The following is a 21,364-nucleotide window of genomic DNA, read 5'->3' on the forward strand; positions in this document are numbered from 1 at the left end:
ATCTCTCTTTCCAGTCTCTTGTCTGTCCTCTGTGTCCCAGGGTATCTGCCGGCATCCCGGCCTGCCAGGACAGGTTCTCTGTACGGGCCTTGTAAACCACCCGGCAATTTAGTATTATAGAGTCACTGAAACTATAAAAATAGCGTTTTTTAGTCATAATATGGGATCTTTTTATAACAATCAGGTCATTATGGAGGATTTTTCCCATGAAGCAGCTTACTATAGAAATCGGGGCGGATTTGCAGGAACTGACCAAACACGGATCCAAGGCGTTTCCCTTCCAGGATTACCTGGACGATCTGTCGCTGTACCCGGCCGGATATATTCCGTGGCACTGGCACAGGGAATTTGAATTCACCGCAGTGATCGCCGGCCGGGCATCCTTTCAAATCGCATCGGACACCTATCTTTTAAAGGAAGGGGACGGCCTTTTCATCAATTCCGATGTGCTTCACAGCATTGTTCCCGTAGACTGCGGAAACTGTATCATGTATAATTTCGTCTTTGCGCCGGAGCTTCTGCAATCTGCACCCGACAGCCTTGTCATGGAAAAATATCTGCTCCCGCTCATGAGGAACAAGAGCTTTTCCAGCTATGCATTCCATGGGGAAGATTCCCGGGATGCGGCGTGCGTGCACATCCTGGAATCTCTGTATGAGGTATCGCAGGAAAAAGGATACGGCTTTGAACTGATGATTCAAAGCCATATCCTCTCTTTGTTTCACGCCCTGGCTGCCCGCCGGCCTGCTGCCTTTGCCCCCATCCAGAGCGGGGGAAGGGATGTGGAAATCCTGAAGGAAATGCTGCATTACATGGATCTTCATTATATGGATCCCATTACGCTGAAGGATTTGGCATCCTCTTTTCACATCAGTGAAAGTACCTGCAGCCGCCTGTTCCGGAAACACCTTTCGGTTTCTCCCATCACCTATCTTTTGACCTACCGGATTGAAAAGAGCCTTCCGCTGTTATCCGACACGAAGCAGACCATTACGGAGATCGCTTATGCCTGCGGATTTCACAGCGCCAGCTATTACTGCAAGTTTTTCAAACAGGTCAAGGGCGTATCTCCCCGCTGCTTCCGCAGGCTGGCCTGAGATAGGAAGCGGGAACAGTTTTTTTGTTTCCGGACGCAGAAAAACCCTGCAAATATAGGCAGCCGGCCTTCTTTGCGAAAATCCGGGCCATCAGGACCTCCAGAAGGTGACCGGCACCGCATCGCTTCCATTTTCTCTGAATCTTCATACTTTTCCGCCTTTCTGTTTGGGTGAAATCCGCAATACTGAAACCCATTTCTTAAACGCGTTAAGGGAGAAGAGGTAGCAGATAACGAACTTTCAGCTTTGCCTGCCCGTGATTTGCTCGTCCCTATTGTCCATAAAACGGCTTTTGAGGATTTGCGTGCCTTGTGTCCTGCAGCACTGCCGCCCCGGGAAAAAGGAGGGGTGGGGGATGCCACAGGACACAAGGGACCGTCTGAACTGTTACGAAGTTATACTGTTTGGGAGATAATATATAGCAAAAGAGATTGACAAAATGGGTAACGGCTGTTAAAGTATATTACAGACCAACCGTCGGTTTTAGGAGGTGCAGCATGGGGCGAAATAAACATCCGGAGCAAACACAAGAAAGAATCATTGATGCTTCCATAAAATTATTTATTGAAAAAGGCTATGAGCAGACTACCATACAGGATATTTTAGATGCGCTAAAGCTTTCTAAGGGTGGGCTGTATCACCATTTCAAGTCAAAAGAGGAAATCTTAGAAGCTGTAAAGCATAAAAGGGCACAATGTGCCGCTGATATGCTGCATGATTTAATTGAGAACACCAAGGCAGCCAATGCAAAGGAAAAGCTGAAAAAAATTCTTTATCAGTGGAGCGTGAGCACACAAACGCATTCTTTTGATACCGTTTTGACCTCTCAATCAAACAATCCTCATTTTGTGATGGGTGCTTTGCAAAATGCGGTTAATCAAGATGCCCCTATTATTTCAAAGCTGATTGAGGAAGGGATTACAGATGGTTCGATACAAACCACAGAGCCTGCCTTTTGTGCAGAAATATTTTTACTGCTTCTAAATTTTTGGACTAGTCCTGTGCTTTTTACGCGAAATATAAATGACACCAAAAAACGTCTATACTATCTGCAATCGGTTATGCGCCTTCTTGGATTAGATATAATAGATAATACATTTATTGAGAATATAACAGATGGATATGTTAAAACAGGATTGTTTTAACTATTTATAAGCTAAAATGGCTGTTATAAAACAGTCCATTTTTTTAAAAAGTTAGAAACCGGCAGTCGGTTTTATAAGGAGGAATTGAATGGGCGGAAAAATAGCGATACAAACCACTCGCCTGGCTAAAAGTTTTGGAGGAAATGAGGTTATCAAGGATTGTTCCATGTGCATCAGGGAAGGTACAATCTATGGTTTTCTTGGTGCAAATGGTGCAGGAAAGACCACTATGTTTAAGTTGCTGACCGGATTGCTGACACCTGATTTTGGTGATGTTGAAATATTGGGAGAAAATATGCTTCAATATCGTGACAAGATGCTTTCTCAAATAGGGAGTTTAATTGAGGCCCCCACCTTTTACGAACATCTTTCTGCTTACAAAAACTTAGAAATTCACTCAGAGTATATGGGCGTGGAGGGCTTTGGAGTAGACAAAGCACTTAAAATGGTTGGTCTATCCGATACCCAGGAGAAAGCTTCTTCTAAGTTTTCGCTTGGAATGCGGCAGCGACTGGGAATTGCGAGAGCGATAATTCATAAACCCAAAATTCTGATTTTAGATGAGCCGATTAACGGACTTGACCCTATGGGCATCAGGGCGATGAGAGAATTGTTTTTAAGCCTTGCAAAGGAGTACGGCATAACAATCTTATTATCCAGTCATATCCTAAGTGAAATTGAACACGTTGCGGATAAAATTGGAGTAATCGTTAATGGTACAATAGTATGTGAAACTGACTTGGCAACAATCAAAGCAGAACATAAAAATAGCCTGGAGGACTATTTTTTCACTATCATGAGCGGGGGGAACAGCTATGACAAAACTTATGAAATTAGAACTTGAGCGTATCAATCTGCGTCCTTATTTTATTAGCAGTGCTATATCGGGTATTGTTCTGCTGGTATTTACTTATTTTGTTGCTTATGTGGCACAAGCGGAACAAGAAGTACAGTTTATGAACTATGGAAATATCTTTATGTTTACGGGTGCAATTTCTATAATTCTTTTTGGTATTTTGTCAGCAACGATGTACGCAAAACTGATCGTTGAAGAATATTCAGGCAAACGGTTAGCACTGCTTTTTTCCTATCCTGTTGGCCGCAAAAAAACATTTATGGCAAAAATACTCATTGTTCTTTTATTTGTAATGCTATCCATGTTCTTTAGCACAGTGTTGTCTGTCGGTATTTTCGTCCTGACCGAAGCTTTTTCCCCAATTGTATCGGACGTTATGACGAGTGACATCATAATAACAGCTTTCTGTAATCTGCTTGTTTCTTTCGTCGCTGTCAGTGCAATCGGACTACTGTCTATGCGTATCGGATTTATAAAAAAATCCATCTCAGCCACGCTAATCAGTGCGTTTATATTGTTGGGTATTTATGGAAATATATCTATTAGCAACGTGGGAACACCAGCTATTTCTTTGATAATTATTGGTATTTCTTTAATTGTTATATTGATCGTACTTGTTACCTTATCCCGTAAAATTAATCATATGGAGGTAGAATAAATGAAACAGGACAAAATTTCTGAAATCACAAGAAAAGCCATAGAGGTACCTATGGAATTTACGCAGTCGCTTATGGAAAAGACAGAAAGGGTAAAAACACCTTCTCCAAAAGTGGATAAAATCGGGCGGGCTATCGGTGCTTGTACCGGTGCGGTACTGTTGCTTACGGGCAGTGCCGGGCTATTGTTTGGGAAAACTTTATGGGCGATAGGAGCATTATCCGCAGGAGCAGTCACGATATTGTCCAATATCATTTATTTGGGAAAAACAAAGGATAATTGAATCGAAAACAGGCTGTTAGTCTCAACAGCCTGTTTCTGCCCCCGGTTTACTAAACACCGGCACATATTTCCATTCTTTACAAACGGCGCACCCCCGGATCTGCTGCATGATATTCCTGATTCCAATACCCTTTCGGATGTACCTTGGTACGATACCGGTTATGCGGTACCGGTATCGGATCAGCTGCCTTCATCATACTCTCCGCCAACGCTTGAAGCATCTTAGTTTTTATTGAATTATACTCCGGTATGTCCCACAGATCATATCGTTCATAAGGATCTTTTGCCACCTCATACAAATGTCCGTTTCCCATCATATCCAGCTGTAAATGATACCCGTCCTGCCAAACAGCCCGTACTTGCCCGCATTGCGTCCAGGTATTAAGGCAATCATAGGTAACACCCGAATGCAGCGCCCCTTCCGCTTCCAATGTCAGTCCGTCATTCTCATCCCAATATAATCCTCCATACCCGCTCTCGGCATAGGCGCTAACAAACTCCTTCTCAGGAATATTTTTATTCTCCAACAGCGTAAGAATGCTCTTCCCCTGTATCCCGAAGGGAAGCCCTATCCCGAGCATATCACATACAGTCGGCAATACATCTACCATATTGACATAATGATTATTGTCTTTTCCCCGGCCTGTAATCCCCGGACCTCTCCATATCATGGGAATCCGTGTAAGAAGCTGGGGTAGATCCGGCCCTTTCCTAAGCAGTCCGTATTCCCCTGCAAAATCCCCGTGATCGGATAAAAACAACACTATCGTATCCTCTTCTATATTACGCTGTCTTAACCCTTCAATCAAACGCTTAAACTGATCATCAATCAATCTGAGCATTCCGTGGTAATTGGAACGTGAACGCAGGATTCTTTTTTCTATATCATTTCCCAGAACCTCTTCCCAGTTCTCACGAAGCCTGCTGAAACGTTTTCCTTTTAACGGCAGGATTTCTTTTCCCGCATGGACTTCCGGCAGTTTCTCCGGCGGGAACATGTCAAAATATGGTTCCGGTACCTGATAAGGATTGTGAGGTTCTGCAAACGAAACCCATGCAAAAAATGGCCTTCCTTCCTCCACACCGTCTATAAATTCCAATGCGGAGCTTACGTTTCTGTACGGATGCTGTACCTCAATCCCTCCGGGCGATGGATAGTCCACCTCCATATGTCTTGTTTTACAGAGAAATTCAGCAAATTCGCTCTGTGCATCGGTGCTGTTAACTTCTCCTTCGTGTCCCAAATGGCCGTTTTCTTCACAAAAATCAAAATCTTCCGTACTGCGGTGTGAATGATTTTTTCCGCACAGAGCCGTCTTATACCCATTTTCCTTAAGGACATCCAAAAGATCCCTTGTATAAAGCGCATCTACCGCATTATGATTAGTCCGTACCCTGTGCGCTTGGGAATATCTCCCGGTAAACATACTGACCCGCGCAGGCATACAGGTAGGGTTGGAAGTATATGCACGTTCGAAATCCACTCCGCCTTCCGCCCACTTGTCTAAAAATGGCATTGTGTCAAGCTCATATCCGCAGCTCTTGCGCAAATCCGCCCTCTGCTGGTCTGTCATTACTATAATCAGATTTTTTGCTCTCTTCTCTTTCATTCTGATATTTCCTTTACCCCTTAATTGCTCCTATCATAACCCCTTTTACAAAATATTTCTGTACAAAAGGATAAATAATAAGCATTGGTATACTTGATACAACTATAGCAGAATATTTAATTGCCTCGGACATTTTTATTTTTTCCGCCATTCCCACATCATTCGTCCCCATTTGTTCGGTCTGCCCAAGCAAAAGAATATTTCTCAGGATAATCTGTAACGGATATTTATTATCATCTTTCAGATATATCAACGCATCAAAATATGCATTCCAGATCCCAACGGCATAATATAAGATTAACACGGCAATAATTGCCTTGGAAAGAGGGATAACAATCCGTAAAAGCATTTGTATATTCCCGCAGCCGTCAAGTGTAGCCGACTCATACAATTCCTCAGGGATGCTGTTTTCAAAAAAGGTTTTAGCCACTATTAAATTGTAAGTGGATATTGCGGATGGAATCAGTAAGGCCCAAATCGTATTATACATACCTAAATCCCGCACCAGCAAATAAGTTGGCACCATTCCTCCGCTGAAATACATTGTAAAAAGGATAGCCATCATAAAAAGATTTCTGCCCGGCAGTTTCCTTCTTGACAAAGGATATGCTGCTATAATTGTCAAAACCACACTGATAAAAGTTCCGCTTACGGTGTAAAAACAGGAATTAAGAAAACCTCTCCAGATATCTTCATTCTCAAAAACCATCGTATAAGCTTTTAATGTGATTCCTTTGGGCAGCAGCAGCACCTTTCCTTTTATTACAAGATCCGGATCGGAAAAAGATGCTGCAACCACAAAAAGGAGAGGAATCAGCACTAGCAAAACAATAAGAAGTCCCATTGCATAAATGATTATATTAAAAAATAAATCACTTTTTAATTTTCTTTTCAGCGCATTCATCATATCTCCCTTCTACCACAAACCTGTTTTGGTTGTTTTCTTACTGATAGAATTGGCACTTATCAATAATATAAAATTTATGACAGAATTGAACATTCCTACGGCCGTACTATAACTGAACTGCCCTTTTTGAATCCCATTTTTATAGATAAAGGTGGATATGATTTCACTGGAAGATAACGTGACACTGTTCTGCATCAGCAATACCTTTTCAAAACCTACAGACATTAAATTTCCGATTCTCATAATAAACATAATAAGAATCGTGCCCATGATGCAGGGAACGGAAATATGAATAATTTTCTGCATTCTTGTGGCTCCGTCTATAGAAGCCGCCTCATACAGTTCCTGATCCACTCCCGCAAGAGCCGCAATATATATAATTGCATTAAATCCCATAAACTGCCATACATTGGAAAATACATACAAAGGCTGGAAACAGGAGGGCTTCGACATGAAATCCACCGATACCGCCCCGAAAAATCCTGTCAGCTTATTAAACAAACCATAATCTTTATTTGAAAACAAAGTCAGCATGCTTACAATAACGACTACCGATAAAAAATTAGGCATATACGTTATGTTCTGTATTATTTTCCTGAATTTTATACTCTTGATCTCATTGATCAGAAGCGCCAGAATAATCGGCATGGGAAATCCAATCAGCATCGTAAACAGACTGAGCGATATTGTATTCCATAAAATATCCCCAAAATAATAAGAACCGAAAAACTGTTTAAAATATGTCACCCCGGCCCATGGGCTGCCTGCTATTCCCAGACTGGGATTAAATCTTTTAAAAGCAATCTGCAGCCCATACATAGGGATATATTTGAATACGATATACCATACCAATGGCACCATCAATAACGCATACAGACTGCTGTATCTCTTGATATTTTTCAATTTTTCTTTCATCAGTCCCCCAAAGCCTTCTGGTATATCTCTTCCAATTCCCTGATGCCGATTTGCTCAAGCGTTGCACAATATTCATCCCATTTATCAAAGTCCCATTCACCGATAATGAACTTCGTTACAGATTCATCCCTGTAATTCTGTAAATCCTGTTCGATCGCTATCACTCTTTCCGTATCCTCCATGCTGACAGACGGTTTTGCATAAACCTTCTCCGGCAGGAAACCGGTAAGCACCTTCGTAACTTCCTTCGTGTGATCGCTGGCGACTGTGCCATCTGTCTTATCCGTTATCAGACAGGGAAAGCCTTTTCCGGGCACTAAATTAATTTTACCAAGAGCTGTCATAAAGCCCTCTTCCGCATTCAAAATCTCATCCTTAAACCTTGGGATACCGGCATCGTCAAAGGTATACGTTTCCCCCTCCAGGCCGTAATTAAAGAACAGGCTTCCCTCTTCACTATAAAAGTAATCCACCCATCTGATAGCAGCTTCCGGATTACTGCATGTATTGCTCAGGGCAAAAGCACCGCCTGTTACACCGGTATTTACATTGGCCCAAAGCTGTTTGCCATCCGGTCCCTTTAAGGGTTCGTATCCCACATAATCCAATTCACAATTCAGAAAAACATCCGAATAAGGCATGTACATGGCACCAAATAATTCACCTGCAAGATTACTTCTCCACGCCGGTCTGTCATTTTTATAATAATCCTGCCATAACAGGCCTTCTTCATACAGCTCATTCATATATTGAAGATATACTTTAAACGCATCATCACATAACCAGTTGTGAAGCTTCCCTTCCTTGTCCACATTATAGGTATCTTTCATTTGATACTGTAATCCGAAAGAACCTCCCAATACATAAATGGAGCTGGGTTCGCGCACGCCTAAGGGAATCTCATCTTTTTCTCCATTCCCGTTAGGATCTCCATCCCTGAATGCAATCAGCACCTCCTTAAATTCCTCATAATTAGTGGGAATATCCAATTTCAGCTCATCTAACCATTTCTTATTAATCCACTGTTTAAAATCAATACGTCCCGTGGCACTGATATCAATCTGCGGAATTGCATATATATGGCCGTCGGAAGCTGTTATTGCCTGCCTCATTAACGGATTTTCCTCTAAAACCCGGGTCAGATTGGGCGCATATGTGTCAATCAAATCTTCAAGGGGCATAAGCTGATTACTTGTAACTCCATAAGTGGCAATCTGATTGTCAGTCAGCCAGCACCTTAAAAAAACATCCGGCAAATCGTTTGAAGCAAACAGAAGCTGCAGATTTTCCTGAAAACCGTCTGCAGGGACCTCCTGATAATCCATGCGGACATTGGTCATCTTTTCATATTCCTTCAGCACCATTACCTCATCCCAATCAGCCTGGTTCTGATCCCGCTGTCCGTAAACAGTCAGGGTGACCGGTTCCCTGACTACAGGGAATCCTTCCATATTGAGTCCGTCCGGACCCTCTGTTTGCGATGATTCCGCCGCGGTCTGCTGCCCTTCCTCTTCCACTCCCGCGGCCGGTTTATCGTTTTTTTCCGATTGGCACCCAGCCAGCAGACTTCCGGCTAATGCCACGCACAGCAGTAACGAAATACCTTTTCTCATAAGACCTTCCTCCATTTCCGTTATTTGTTACTGTTTCATGGTAGCATAGTTTCCCTGTGTGTTTTTTTGAAAATGATTGTTATTTTTTACTTTTCTATCATGTATTTTTACTATCCCTGAAAAATTCCTTCGGTGTTTTTCCCGTATAATCTTTAAATGTCTTAAAGAAAATACCGCAGCTGTTAAAGCCGCACTGATATGCTACCGTTTTTAATGGAATTCTGTCTAATACCAGTTTTTCTGCTTCTTCTATTCTTACTTTTTTCAGATATTCCGTCACGGTATATCCTGTTTCAGAATGAAATACCCTGCTCAAATAGGAACTGTTGACTCCTATATCTGCCGCCATTTTACTCAGGCTGATATTCTTATAAAAATTCTCCTGTAAATAGTCAATTGCGTTTGTAACAATTATTGAATAATTCTGAAGGGAATCCTGCCGGCTCTTGATTTCTCTCAGTACATTGCCGTATAATCCTGAAATATTCTCACTTAAAGCCAACCGCTTTTTTCCTTTCGTATAGTCAAACAAATCATAATTCTTCGGTATAAAATCAAGCTTAATTCCGTACTCAGTTGTCGCCTTTTCCAATAATTCTATCAATTCTTTTGTAACCATAAAACACAGGCTGGTGTTATCCTCCGGGATCTGTCCATAAATATCTTTTATAATATCTACAGCCTCTTTTATATTCGGCTGTTCTATCACCGACAAAATCCTTTTTTGCTGATGAATCGTCAATGATAATTGCGTATCTATCGACCTATCCGCTTTTTCCGTCGTTTCCACTCTATGAAGCACATAGGACTTTAACGCATTGTCACTGAAGAAAAACGGACAATACCAGACTGATGTTCTCATTTCATACAGGCTCTTTATGCTGTCTGAGCCAACTAAATGATGATATTCAAGAATTTCCCTCATCTTCTTTTCCGAGTTTTCTTCATAAAAACGGACGAGAATAACAAATAAATTTTCTTCGTGATGAACAGCCAGGATATCCATTTTATCCGTGGATAATCGCTCAAATATTTTACATATTCCCTCCGCTATATTTTCCTTGGCTGTACGTGAATATTTCTTAACAAAATCCACCTTTTCTATCATAACTGCTTTCTTCGAATTATCAGAGGTAAAAGGGTTCCCCCCGTCTCCGAATATCCACTCGTCCGCCCGGTGTCTTAATTCCTTCTTTATATCCCACAATGTCCTGTCTTTTCTGCGTTTCCCTATTTCTTCCAGCACATTGTGAAGAAGTTCTTCTGTCAGCCTGCTCTTCAGGATATAGTCCCTTGCGCCATTTTTCAAAGTCTCTCTTACAAAATCGTAATCATCATAACCGCTTACTATTATCATTGAAATCTGCGGATACTTTCCTGCAACTATTTTGGAAAATTCCACTCCGTTCCTGCCGGGCATTGAAATGTCAAGAATTATGATATCCACCTCTTTTTTGGCAAGAATTGGAAGCGCTTCTTCCGCATTTCCTGCTTCCCCAACCAGTTCGTATTCGCCGTGTCCGATAAACTCCATTGATTTAATATAGTTTCGAAACACTTTTTCATCATCTACCACTACCATTTTAACCGGCATTTTTGTCTTGTCCCCCTCACAGGTATTGCTCCACATATAGTGGAAGAGTCAACTCTATACATGTAAAAGTATTTTGATAACTGTAAATATTTCCTCCGTATTCTTCTCCGAATAATAGCTTTATTCTTTCAAATACATTGGATATCCCAACCCTTCGGAACCTTGATTTCTTATTTTTATAGATCCCTTCCTGTAATTCCTGCAATCTGTTTCTGGCAATCCCTTTCCCGTTATCCAATATTTTTACTACTACGGCATTTTCGTCCCTGTAAACCTTAATATTAATCACCCCTTCTTCTTTGTCGGCAATACCATGAATCAATGCGTTTTCAACGATTGGCTGCAGCAGAAGCTTAGGTATCTGATATGCCCACAATTCTTCTTCCACATCCCAAATCAGGGAAAAATCGCGGGTATACTTAAAACGTTCAATCAGGATATAATTATCGATATATTCTTTTTCTTCCCAAAGCGTTATAAACTCTCTTTTATTAGATAACACACTCCTGAATAACTCCGATAATGCGATTGCCACCCTTTCTATTTCTTCTTCTCCCCGCATGTGGGCTACATATTGGATACTGTTAATGGAATTATATAAAAAATGGGGTTCTATCTGTGCATCTAAAAATTTCTGTTCCGCCTCCTTTTTTACTATTTCTTTTTCCTTTATCTCAATCATGAGCTTTGCTATTTGATCCATCATTCTGTTAAATGTATCCGCCAAAATCCCAATCTCATCTCTTGTTTGTACGGACACTCTTACTTCCATATTCCCTTGTCTGATTTCCTCCATATTATTGGATAATTGCTTAAGATTCCGGCATAATTTCCGTGATAAAAAAACAGAACAGAAAACGGCAGCCGCAGCAGCACAGAACCCGATAATTATAAATTTTAATTTTAATTTCTCTGCATCTTTTGACAGGACACGATAAGGTATCAGTACGGATATTGACATAAAACCTGTGCCGGATTTGTTTCTTATGTAATACTGTTTTTCCCCGTTTATTTTTATATAGCCCGTATCCTTTTCTTTTTTCCCAATCATCTGCAGGATATGCGCTGTTTCTTTCTCATCCCCCCTATTACTATAAAAAACCGTATCCTCCGGAATAGTTATAATAACGGTAGAAGTTCTTAACGGCTCCATATTATACGCATCTACCAGAAAGTCATACTTTAAGTTTATCATTCCGGTTGCTTTTATCTCATTTTTATAGTAAATAGGCCAGCAATAAATAACCGAATTTTTCTTTCTGTCATAAATAATCCCGGCTCTTTCTGAACGCAGCGCAATCTGTATATCCTCTTCCTGCAGGTCTTTCCGTACAATTAAGTCCTGACTCGCCTGGTATACCGAGCCATTCCTGGTAACAATCATTATATCCGCAATATACTCTTTCTGTGTCATTAAACCTGACAGGAAGTTGGTAATACGCTTTTTTTGAAGGAACCGGTCATAAGAAACTTCACTGGTCAGCTCATTATTCAGGATGGGGTAAATCATATCATTACTCACTGCAATAGAAAGAGAAATTTTTCTTGCTTCCCCTATCATGTTATCGAAATTTTGATCTGCAAACCTGATGTACTGTGTCAAATAGCTTTCAGCTATTTTCCTGTAAGAATTAATTTCCGTATAATAAGATAAAATAAGCGAAACCATTGTTATTCCTAGGGCAAGAGATAAACAGACAGTCAATATTTTACTTTGTATCGTAAAGCTTCCCCGCAGCACACCCTTTTTATTGTTTTTTAGATTCATCCATTCCCGCCTCCCATATACTACTCTTTTATAGTAAATATACAATAGAATAATAGATCGGTGCAAATAAAAAAGGCAAAATCCACCAAGATCCTGCCCTTAACTCTCCATGCAATTATACGCAACGTTCTCTGCGGGGGTCTGCTGAAATCGGCGTGGGAAGCCGGGATTATGAACTCGTTATCCTGCAGGCCTGTTAAACCGGTCCGTATATTTGCCGCAAAGGCCATAAAAAAAGACGGACAGCGGTTATCCAAGGCCGCTGCCCGTCTTTTTTATGCTTCCCGTTATCTCCTGTCAGCTGCGTTCCAGACACAAAAAGCAAAGTCCCGGAACCCTAATCCGCGATCCTTCCGGCTGTACCAGACAGCCCTCAGCGCAGCTTTCCCCTTCCGTTTCATGGGCCATCCGGCCGCATCCCTGCAGGCCGTCCCGGCAGGTCCAGTTTCCTTCCGGCAGCAGCGTATCACAGGCGCTTCCTGAATGGTTAATAAGATAGAGTTGCTGTTTCCCGGTAACCGTCTTTACAGCCAGGGCAAACAGCTTCTCGTCCCCGGTCCGGGTCTTTGCTGCAAAGCAGGGCTCGAACACGCGGGCAAACAGGGCGAATACCTTGCCCATGCAGGACAGATAACAGCTATCCTTGGTAGCCTCGATTATGTTCTGTCCCCAGGTATTGCACATATTATTGAAATTGGCAAGGGCAAATTCCCCGCCGTAGCTGATATAATCCAGCAGCCTTCGGGCGCCGTTGAGGGCATAGTTCCAGCTGATCTGCTGGACGCCGAAAATATTGGCGTAGTCGTTGGTCACCTCACCGTGCCATCTGAAATCAAGAGGCATCCGCGGATCTTCAAAAGGTTCCGGGCTGTGGCAGGAGGGAAGCCACTCCGTATTTACCAGCTTCAGATTCGTCTGGTTCTTCCGGTTATATTCCCGGATTACGGGCAGTATTTTATGGACAAAATCCGGGCTGCCCTGTCTGTATATGACATATTGGATATCTTTTCCTGCGATCTCCAGCATTCCCGGGAGGAACTCCGGTTCATAGGCATAAGCCGCCAGCATCAGCTCGATGCCGGGATCCGCCAGGCGCATTTCCCGGGCAAACTCCACACATTGGCAGGCATACTGCTGCGCCGTCCATTTTCTTCCCGGTTCGTTATCCATTTCAAACAGCTTCACTCCATAGGGCCTGGGATTTCCGTTCAGCATACGTCGGCGGCCCATCCCCACGGTTTCAGGCGCATTCAGGTATTCCACCAGCTGCCTGGCTTTAAAGGGATCGGAGGTCATCATGTTAAAGCAGATCTGGGGTTCGAAACCAACCAGGGAAGAAAGGTGCAGGAATTCATCCAGCCCCACATCATTTTCCTCCAGCCCTCCCCAGTAAAAGCTGGGCTGGGGTTCTCTGGTATCCCTGTCTCCGACGGAGCTTTCCCAATTATAGAAGCTGACAAAGCAGCCGCCCGGGAACCGTACCACGCTGGGAGATGCCTCCTTCAGCTTTTCCACCACATCCGCACGCCAGCCGCCCAGGTTGTCGGCAGGCATCAGGGAAGCAAAGGCCAGGATCAATGTTCCCGGGAACGCAAAGGTAAGGCGGATATCCGTAACCGTATCTTCCTCCGCGGTCCATTCCCATTCATACAGCCGCGGAACCGTTGTCAGGGAAAAACGGGTACACTGTGTTCCGATTGCCACTCTCAGTTCTTCCGCTTCTTCTTTGTGGATAGTATCCCCGAATCCGTTTAACCCGGCTTCGCTCAATCTGCCGCGGATTCCGGCAAACAGACGGAAACGGTAGGTCTTTCCCTGCTTCAGATGGATCCCTTCCTGTCTGAGGCCGCATTCTTTGCCGTCCGTATTCTCCAGTAAAAGGGAAGTGGTCCCCTTATAAGTATGTGTACCGCAGGTATGCGCCATTGCCGGAGTTCCCACCGGCTGCCAGTCATTTTCCTCATAACCGCTGTGCCAGAAAGGCGCCCCGCTGTTATAGTGTTCTTTATCCAGTCCGAGCCATTCCCATGTGGCGATTTTGATTGCAGGCACCTGCCGGAACGCGCGGTTATACAGCATCTCGCTCCACATCCCGTTCACCTGCCGTCCGAAGCCCGACTCAATAAAGTTGCCGAAAATCCGCCGGTCCACCGGCTCTTTTGTCCATTCCTTTTCTACTTGAATCACTGCCATCCTATTCTCCTTCTCCCTCTTTTTTCCAGAGTGTGCTAATCCCGCATACAATGCGCCGGACGAACGCGGCTGCAGAACCCAATGCCTGCCGCAGGCCGCAAAGGGCCGTCTGAACCGTACCTTCATTCTGGCACATTTTCAACCGCAGGGCAACTACCCTTTTACCGATCCTACCATAACGCCTTTTTCAAAAAACTTCTGGGCAAAAGGATACATGATAATCAGAGGCAGTGCCGACAGCACCATACAGGCCAGTTCGATTGTCTTGTAGTTGGCTGAGGAATTGGATACCGTGGTCAGCACGGAAGCCGCTCCCGCACTCATGGTTTCACCCAGCTGGGCGGCGGAGGCGCTGGCCTTGGTGATGGAAAGCATGTAATAGGACAGCGTCTGGATTTCCGATGATTTGGTATAATACAGGGTCTGGGTATAATCATTCCAGGTAGCCACTGCCGTAAAGATGCCCAGCGCGCTGATAACAGGCTTGGACAGAGGAATGACCAGACGGAAAAATATCGTATACTCGCTCGCCCCGTCGATTTTGGCCGACTCAAACAGGGATTCGGGGATCGCTTTGAAATTGGTGTTAAAAATGATGACGTTATAGAAGCCGCCGAACAGCGCAGGCAGGATATACACCCAGTAGCTGTTGTAAATATGCATGGCGTTGAACAGGATAAAATAGGCGATAACGCCGCCGTTTAAGTACATGCTGATAAACCCCAGCACTGTGTAAAATTTCTTTCCCACCAGATTGTCCCGGGAAAACCCATAAGCAAACATGGCGGTAAATAGAGTCTGCACCACCGTGACAATCACAGTCCGGGAGAGTGTGATACCGAAGGCCCGGAATATTTCCGGATTTTTCAGCACGGATTTCCAGCTCTCCAGGGAAAATTCTCCTGGCAGCAGCATGGCATAGCCGTCTTTGGCAATAGCCTGGGCGCTGTTCAGGGAATTGATCAGGGAATACCATACCGGATACACCGTGATCACCATAATGAGTATCATAACTATCGTCAGGAGAACGGAAAAACGTTTCTCCCTTCTTGATTTGATTTTATTCATAGGAAACCTCCGCTTTCCGTTCAGAACAGGCCGCTGTCCGTCAGCTTGTTGGATACAAAGTTGGCAGTTGTCAGCAGGATAATTGCCAGTATGGATTTAAAAATGTTAACGGCCGCCGCCATACCGAACTGCAGCTGCTGCAGGCCTACTTTATAGATGTAGGTGTCAATGACTTCACTTCGTTCCAGGTTAAAAGAATTCTGCAGCACATAGAGCTGATCGAAGTTGTTGTTCATGATGCCCGCAACGGCGAAGATTACCATAATCACAATAGTTCCCTTGATACAGGGAAGGGTTACGTAGCGCATTTTCTGCAGTCTGCCTGCGCCGTCCAGATCCGCGGCCTCATACAGCTCCTGATCCACGCCGGATATGGCTGCGGTATACAGGATGGTACTCCATCCCAGTTCCTTGACCAGATTGGAAAGAATAGCTATCGCCCAAAAATACCGGGGCTGGGCCATAAAGACGACAGGCTGGGAAATGATCCCCAGCTTCATCAGAATCTGATTGAACAGACCGCCGTCACCGCTCAGAAGCGTAATGACGATCCCTCCGAATACTACCCAGGAAATAAAATGGGGCATATAGGTCACTGTCTGGACAAAGCTTTTAAATCTGGGACGGGCGATTTCATTGATGAATAAAGCAAACAGAATCGCCATCACGATATTCACCAGATTCCCAATCAGATTGATTCCCAGGGTATTTACCAGCATACGCTTGAAGTCAAAGTTACCGAATATGACCTTGAAATTCTGGAAGCCATACCAGGGACTGGTGAATACCCCTTTGATTCCTTCTATGACACTGTAATTCTTAAAAGCCAGCAGCAGGCCGAACAGCGGCACGATACTGAACAGCAGCATCAGAACGGTTCCGGGCAGCATGAGGGTATGCAGCTGAAGCTGTGTGGCCCTGTCGTAGCCCAGGCGGAACCCTTTCCTTGTTTTTTCTTTCCTTTTCATGTAAAACCTCCGTCTTTCATCAGGCTGCCGCCCGGTAAGCCGGGCATGGGATTTATTTGTACAAATCGGCATTCACATCTTCTATGCTGCTGCCTTTCTTTTCACAGTACTCCTGATATACCTTGTTGTATTCCTCATCGATGGCTGTGATTTCATACTGGTTCAGCGTATCGAGCATATTCCGGTATTCTGTCTCAAACACTTCGTCGGAAGCTGCTGTTACGATCTTCGCCTTCTGGGATTCCAGGTAATTCTTTATCTGGGACAGTTTGATCCCCAGGTCGCTGGAGGGTTCAATCACGGTACTGTTCTTGAAACCGAGCAGGGATTCATCATAGATATAAGTATCTTCGTAATTTCCCAAAGCCGGCATCAGGGAAACCTCAACGCCTCTGTTGCTGGCAGGATCGGGAACCGGCTCCGTATTTCTTTCAAAAGAGGTGTTGGCAAACGGCCACATCAGCACATTATTGTCATAATCCTCCGCCAGCTTTGTTGTCCCTTCTTCCGTTCTGGTCACAATTCCTTTTTCATCGATCGTATAATCCGTGCCTTCCATCCCGTAATAATTGATGAGCAGGCCTTCTTTGCCTGACGCCCAGCTTAACAGCTTTGCTATCTTCTCCGGCTCCTTACAGTCTTTGGATACCAGGGTCTGAATCCAGCCGGTCCCTGCGGACTGGTTTACGGGCATAGCCGGTCTGGCGCCATTGGATGCAAGAATCGGGCCGTAGGAAACCCAGGGCATATTGGTCTTGTCCTGCTGTGCCTGGTTTCCAATCCAGCAGAATACTCTTTTGGCATCCAGATAGGTTTTCAGTGCCGTTTCATCTATGGTGAGGGTATTGACATCCAGATAGCCGTCCTGTACCAGATTATTCAGGAACTTCAGGCCGTTTTTGTATCCGGGGCTCAGTTCCATATGTCTGTAGCTGCCGTTTTCATCCACAGGCACCGCGCCGAAGTTCCATGACACGATACTATCCAGGCTGCCGGTAATCCACAAATTACACTGCAGTACCACAGGCAGCACACTTTGTCCGTCAACCTGGTAACCGGAGGTTTTCACTTTTTCACAGGCCGCATAAAAGCCTTCCTCCGTCCGGACATCCTCCTGTGTTATTCCCAGGGCATCCATAATCTCCTTATTGAACATAATACAGCTGTTGCTGCCTTTTTCCACCACATCGATCCAGACCTGATCATCCGGAGGGAATACTTCCCGGTTATCTTTGGACTCCATATGGCTGGGATAGGAATACCAGCCGCCGTAGGTATCGGTCAGCGCCTGCTTGATATCCTCCGGGAAATCCTTCAGCAGATGGGAATCGGGATCATAGGTTTCCAGGAAGGTTTTCATATCCCACACCTTATCCGCAGCCACCAGCTGCTTATACATATCCGCATCGGTGATGGACATCACATCCGGAAGCTCTCCTGAGGCGATCATCAGTCCCAGCTTGGTGGACGCGTCTGTGGGCGGCTGCTCGATTTTCAATGTAAGGCCGAAATTTTCTTCTATATATTTGGTAGCGGGTGACTCCTTCGTGGACCAGTTTGCCGTCGCCGGTCCCCAGCCGGAGACATCGGAAAACCAGTAAAGCTCGCTTGTTTCTCCCGAAGCGGCCGCAGCTGTGTCCGCCTGCGCGGTTTCCCCGGCCGCTTCACTCTGTCCTGTCTGTGTACCCGATGCCCCGGTTTCGGCAGAGCCGCAGGCTCCCAGGCTGAAAGCCATCACGCCGGCCAGCATCATTGCGCAGAGGCTTTTTGTGTTCCTTTTCCCTGTTTTTCTTCTCTTCATAAACCTTTCCTCTTTCCTTCTGAATTTCCGGCGCCTTCCGGCGTATCAACGCAGGGAGGCCGGACCGTTTCTGACTGCTTCATTCTACTATCCCCGGGATTTCCTTTGTATGGATATACTTTTAGATTTTTGTCACATATTTAGATTTTTGTTACCGTCCACGGCCTCCCCGGGTACAGAGAGGTCGTGAGCGGTAACGGATTTTACCTGGTATAAAAAGAATAGCCGCGGCATTCTCCCCGCGGCCCCATCCCTATCTATCGGTTTCCACTACTTTTTTCGAATCGGACAGGTATATGTACCGATCCGCCCCTTCCTCCTACAGCTGCCTGCGGTATGCCGCCGGGCTGATTCCGGTTGCTTTCTTATAAACCTTGGTAAAATAAAAATAATCGGGATAACCCACCCGTTCCGCTATCCGCTCGATGCTGTCATTGGTGGTGCGCAGATATTCCTGGGCTTTGCGGATCCGGATTTCCACCAGGTGCTCGCTGAAGCCTTTTCCTGTCCTCTTTTTAATGAGACTGCTGATATAGCTTTCACTCATTTTAAACTCGCCCGATAATACCTGAAGGGTGAGCGGCTGTGCGTAATGCTCCTGTATGTATTTCACCATTGCCTGTACCTGCAGCTTTTCCGACTGGTATCCCTCTTTCTGGCGCTCTTCCCCGGCTCCCGGCCCCCGCTCCGCTTTTTTCTCATCCAGACGCCGCTTAACCTTATCCAGATATTCCGTCAGTTCCTTCTCCTCCACCGGCTTCACCAGATAACCGGCACAGCCGAACTGCAGCGCTTTTCTTGCATATTCGAAATCCGTATACCCGCTGACCAGCAGTACCTCCGATTGGAGGCCGCCGTCCCGGATCGTCTGCAGCAGGGTGAGGCCGTCCATTCCGGGCATACGGATATCGGAAATAATCAAATCCGGGTTGGTTCTGTTAATCCTCGCCAGGGCCTGTTCCCCATCCTCCGCCTCGCCGCTGACAGCAAAGCCGTAATCACTCCACGCTATCATATTTTTAAGTGTCAGCAAAGCCCATGGCTCATCATCCGCCAAAAACACATGGTACATATCATCTTCCTCCCACCGGTAAAACCATCCTTATTTCCGTACCTTCCCCTTCTCTGCTTTCTAAGGTAAATACCGCATCCTGCCCGTAAAAAAGCCGCATACGTCTGTAAACATTCAGGAAACCAATCCCGTGCCCGTTATCCGGTATGGTTTCTTCTCTGTCAAAGCATTCCATCGCCCATCGCAGTTCCTTTTGCTTTTCTTCCGGAATACCGCATCCATTGTCTTTTACCCGTACCACAAGCCTGCGTTCCTCCTGCCAGACATCCACCCGCACCGTGCCTTCCCCAACCTTTGTCTCCAGTCCATGGAGCACCGCGTTCTCCACCAGGGGCTGCATCAGCATTTTAGGGATTTTAATCAGGAATACCTCCCGGGAAGCATTCACCTCTACTTTATGCTTCCCGTTAAACCGGTACCGGATAATCTGGGCATATCTCTGCAGGTTTTCCAGCGCTTCCCTCACGGTCACCGTTTCCTCCCCCTGCACGCTGTACCGGAAAAAGCTGGACAGGGCCATGGTCAGATCCGCAATTTCCTTTTCCCCGTGATACAAGGCCATCCCCCGGATACAATTGAAGGTATTATATAGGAAATGAGGATTAATCTGGCTTCTGTAAGCGATCATCTCCGTCTGCTTCTTGGCATACTCCATCTCCAGATATCTGCGTTTGGATTCCAGGATCTCGTCGTTCAGCTCTTCAATATCGTCAAGCATCTGATTCATTTTCCGGGCCATTTCCCCGATTTCGTTATCCTCAAGCACCTCAATGCGCCGGTTGGTATCCTTCGTAAACCCCTCCATAAAAGCTATCTGCCGGGAAATCGGATACAGAATGTGCCGGTAAAGCATGGCGCACAGGAAAACCATCATGGACACGACCGCCAGAAAAGTAACATACGTAATCTTGCGCATCTGGGAAGCCCCCGACAGCAGCGCCTTTTTGGGAATGACATTTACGATCCTCCAGCCTGTGGCCCCTACATAATCCGCATACACAAGCCTGCTCTTATCCTCCCGATCCGTCTCATACTCCCCGTAGTAATCCTCCCACTTTCCCGCCCTGACAATCGCCCTCCCGCTCTTGTCGACAAGCGCGATTGCCGATTCCGCATTCAGCAGTGCCCTGTCCACAATCTCCTGAAGATTTCCCACATTAAACAGCAGGTAGGCGCTGCCCAGCATAGTATAGCCTCCCGCCTCCTCCTTAAAAATAGGCATGCCCACTTCAAAACAGGCCTGTCTTGTGGTTTCATCCCACATCCTTCCCGAAAAATTCAGCATCTCATTCAGCTCCAGATCCGGCTTGTCCAGAAATACATTCCCTAAAGCAAATATGAGCTTTCCGTCTTTGTCATAAAAGATGATATTCTCCAGATTCCGGTTAATCCTCCGGTTCATACCCACCATACTCTGGACATTCTCCAGCATCTGAAGCCTCTCATACACCTCTGCAGCCTCCAGGAAAGAAAGCACCGATTCATTCTTCACCACGTTCATCTGCATATTCTTAAGTTCTTCCTCGAACTGCTCCATCTGCTCCCTTGCCTGCTTATAAACCACCCGGGAAGAGTTCCGGGACTGTTCCATCGTGGTGGAATTGGCAATATATCCGATAACAAGAAAAGACAGAAAAAGCACCGTCCCCATGATAATAAAAATACCCACATACTCGTGAAGCAGCCTTTTATGTCTCTCCCGCAGCCTTTCCGTTAAAAATCGAAGCATCCCCTACGCCCCTTTATCTATTTATCACTCCAATTTTGCATTCCATATCCCGGCCTGCCAAACCGTTCCCTTGTTTTCCATTTATTGCC

General features: G+C 45.2%; 17 protein-coding genes. 5 read left to right on the forward strand and 12 right to left on the reverse strand.

Features of this window, described 5'->3' with window-relative positions:
* Positions 1–206: 206 nt before the first annotated feature.
* The 5 genes from DXA36_RS12915 (at position 207) to DXA36_RS12940 (ending at position 4,038) form a co-directional block, all read left to right on the forward strand.
* Positions 207–1,097, forward strand: coding sequence for an AraC family transcriptional regulator (locus DXA36_RS12915; RefSeq protein ID WP_118679800.1), 891 nt, complete (start codon positions 207–209; stop codon positions 1,095–1,097).
* A gap of 497 nt (positions 1,098–1,594) precedes the next feature.
* Entirely contained in the window at positions 1,595–2,242 is a 648-nt protein-coding gene (locus tag DXA36_RS12925; RefSeq protein WP_118679802.1) for a TetR/AcrR family transcriptional regulator, read from the forward strand.
* Between the two features lie 88 nt (positions 2,243–2,330).
* Complete coding sequence (locus DXA36_RS12930) at positions 2,331–3,086, forward strand: ABC transporter ATP-binding protein (RefSeq protein WP_118679804.1); 756 nt, start codon at positions 2,331–2,333, stop codon at positions 3,084–3,086.
* Positions 3,058–3,756, forward strand: a complete 699-nt coding sequence (locus DXA36_RS12935; RefSeq protein WP_118679806.1) for an ABC transporter permease — start codon at positions 3,058–3,060, stop codon at positions 3,754–3,756. The genes DXA36_RS12930 and DXA36_RS12935 overlap by 29 nt, the downstream gene beginning before the upstream one ends.
* Positions 3,757–4,038, forward strand: coding sequence for a hypothetical protein (locus DXA36_RS12940; protein ID WP_118679808.1), 282 nt, complete (start codon positions 3,757–3,759; stop codon positions 4,036–4,038).
* 76 nt (positions 4,039–4,114) lie between these two features.
* Here the strand turns inward: DXA36_RS12940 and DXA36_RS12945 are convergent, their stop codons facing one another.
* The 12 genes from DXA36_RS12945 to DXA36_RS13005 form a co-directional block, all read right to left on the reverse strand.
* The gene (locus tag DXA36_RS12945; RefSeq protein ID WP_118679810.1) at positions 4,115–5,647 is read right to left on the reverse strand and encodes a sulfatase family protein; all 1,533 of its coding nucleotides are present in this window, start codon (positions 5,645–5,647) and stop codon (positions 4,115–4,117) included.
* Positions 5,648–5,660: 13 nt separating this feature from the next.
* Positions 5,661–6,554 carry a carbohydrate ABC transporter permease gene (locus DXA36_RS12950; RefSeq protein ID WP_118679812.1) on the reverse strand — a complete coding sequence of 298 codons (894 nt, stop codon included), beginning with the start codon at positions 6,552–6,554 and terminating at the stop codon, positions 5,661–5,663.
* 9 nt (positions 6,555–6,563) lie between these two features.
* Positions 6,564–7,469, reverse strand: a complete 906-nt coding sequence (locus DXA36_RS12955) for an ABC transporter permease (protein ID WP_118679814.1) — start codon at positions 7,467–7,469, stop codon at positions 6,564–6,566.
* The gene (locus DXA36_RS12960) at positions 7,469–9,082 is read right to left on the reverse strand and encodes an extracellular solute-binding protein (protein WP_182479056.1); all 1,614 of its coding nucleotides are present in this window, start codon (positions 9,080–9,082) and stop codon (positions 7,469–7,471) included. Before DXA36_RS12960 ends, DXA36_RS12955 begins: the two co-directional genes overlap by 1 nt.
* Positions 9,083–9,179: 97 nt before the next feature.
* On the reverse strand, positions 9,180–10,676 hold the full coding sequence (locus DXA36_RS12965) for a response regulator transcription factor (RefSeq protein WP_182479057.1): 1,497 nt from the start codon (positions 10,674–10,676) through the stop codon (positions 9,180–9,182).
* Between the two features lie 16 nt (positions 10,677–10,692).
* Positions 10,693–12,444 (reverse strand): sensor histidine kinase, encoded by a 1,752-nt coding sequence (locus tag DXA36_RS12970; protein WP_118679820.1) that lies wholly within the window; start codon positions 12,442–12,444, stop codon positions 10,693–10,695.
* A 297-nt stretch (positions 12,445–12,741) separates the two neighbouring features.
* Positions 12,742–14,637 carry a hypothetical protein gene (locus DXA36_RS12980; RefSeq protein ID WP_118679824.1) on the reverse strand — a complete coding sequence of 632 codons (1,896 nt, stop codon included), beginning with the start codon at positions 14,635–14,637 and terminating at the stop codon, positions 12,742–12,744.
* Positions 14,638–14,790: 153 nt separating this feature from the next.
* Positions 14,791–15,705, reverse strand: coding sequence for a carbohydrate ABC transporter permease (locus DXA36_RS12985; RefSeq protein WP_118679826.1), 915 nt, complete (start codon positions 15,703–15,705; stop codon positions 14,791–14,793).
* A gap of 20 nt (positions 15,706–15,725) precedes the next feature.
* Positions 15,726–16,673: an ABC transporter permease gene (locus DXA36_RS12990; RefSeq protein ID WP_118679965.1), complete on the reverse strand. Its 948-nt coding sequence runs from the start codon at positions 16,671–16,673 to the stop codon at positions 15,726–15,728.
* Between the two features lie 52 nt (positions 16,674–16,725).
* Complete coding sequence (locus tag DXA36_RS12995; RefSeq protein WP_118679828.1) at positions 16,726–18,474, reverse strand: extracellular solute-binding protein; 1,749 nt, start codon at positions 18,472–18,474, stop codon at positions 16,726–16,728.
* Between the two features lie 319 nt (positions 18,475–18,793).
* Positions 18,794–19,546, reverse strand: a complete 753-nt coding sequence (locus DXA36_RS13000) for a response regulator transcription factor (RefSeq protein WP_118679830.1) — start codon at positions 19,544–19,546, stop codon at positions 18,794–18,796.
* A 1-nt stretch (position 19,547) separates the two neighbouring features.
* On the reverse strand, positions 19,548–21,275 hold the full coding sequence (locus tag DXA36_RS13005; RefSeq protein ID WP_118679832.1) for a cache domain-containing sensor histidine kinase: 1,728 nt from the start codon (positions 21,273–21,275) through the stop codon (positions 19,548–19,550).
* Positions 21,276–21,364 lie beyond the last annotated feature (89 nt).

This window comes from Eisenbergiella sp. OF01-20, from assembly GCF_003478085.1.
In the GTDB taxonomy this organism is placed as follows: domain Bacteria; phylum Bacillota; class Clostridia; order Lachnospirales; family Lachnospiraceae; genus Eisenbergiella.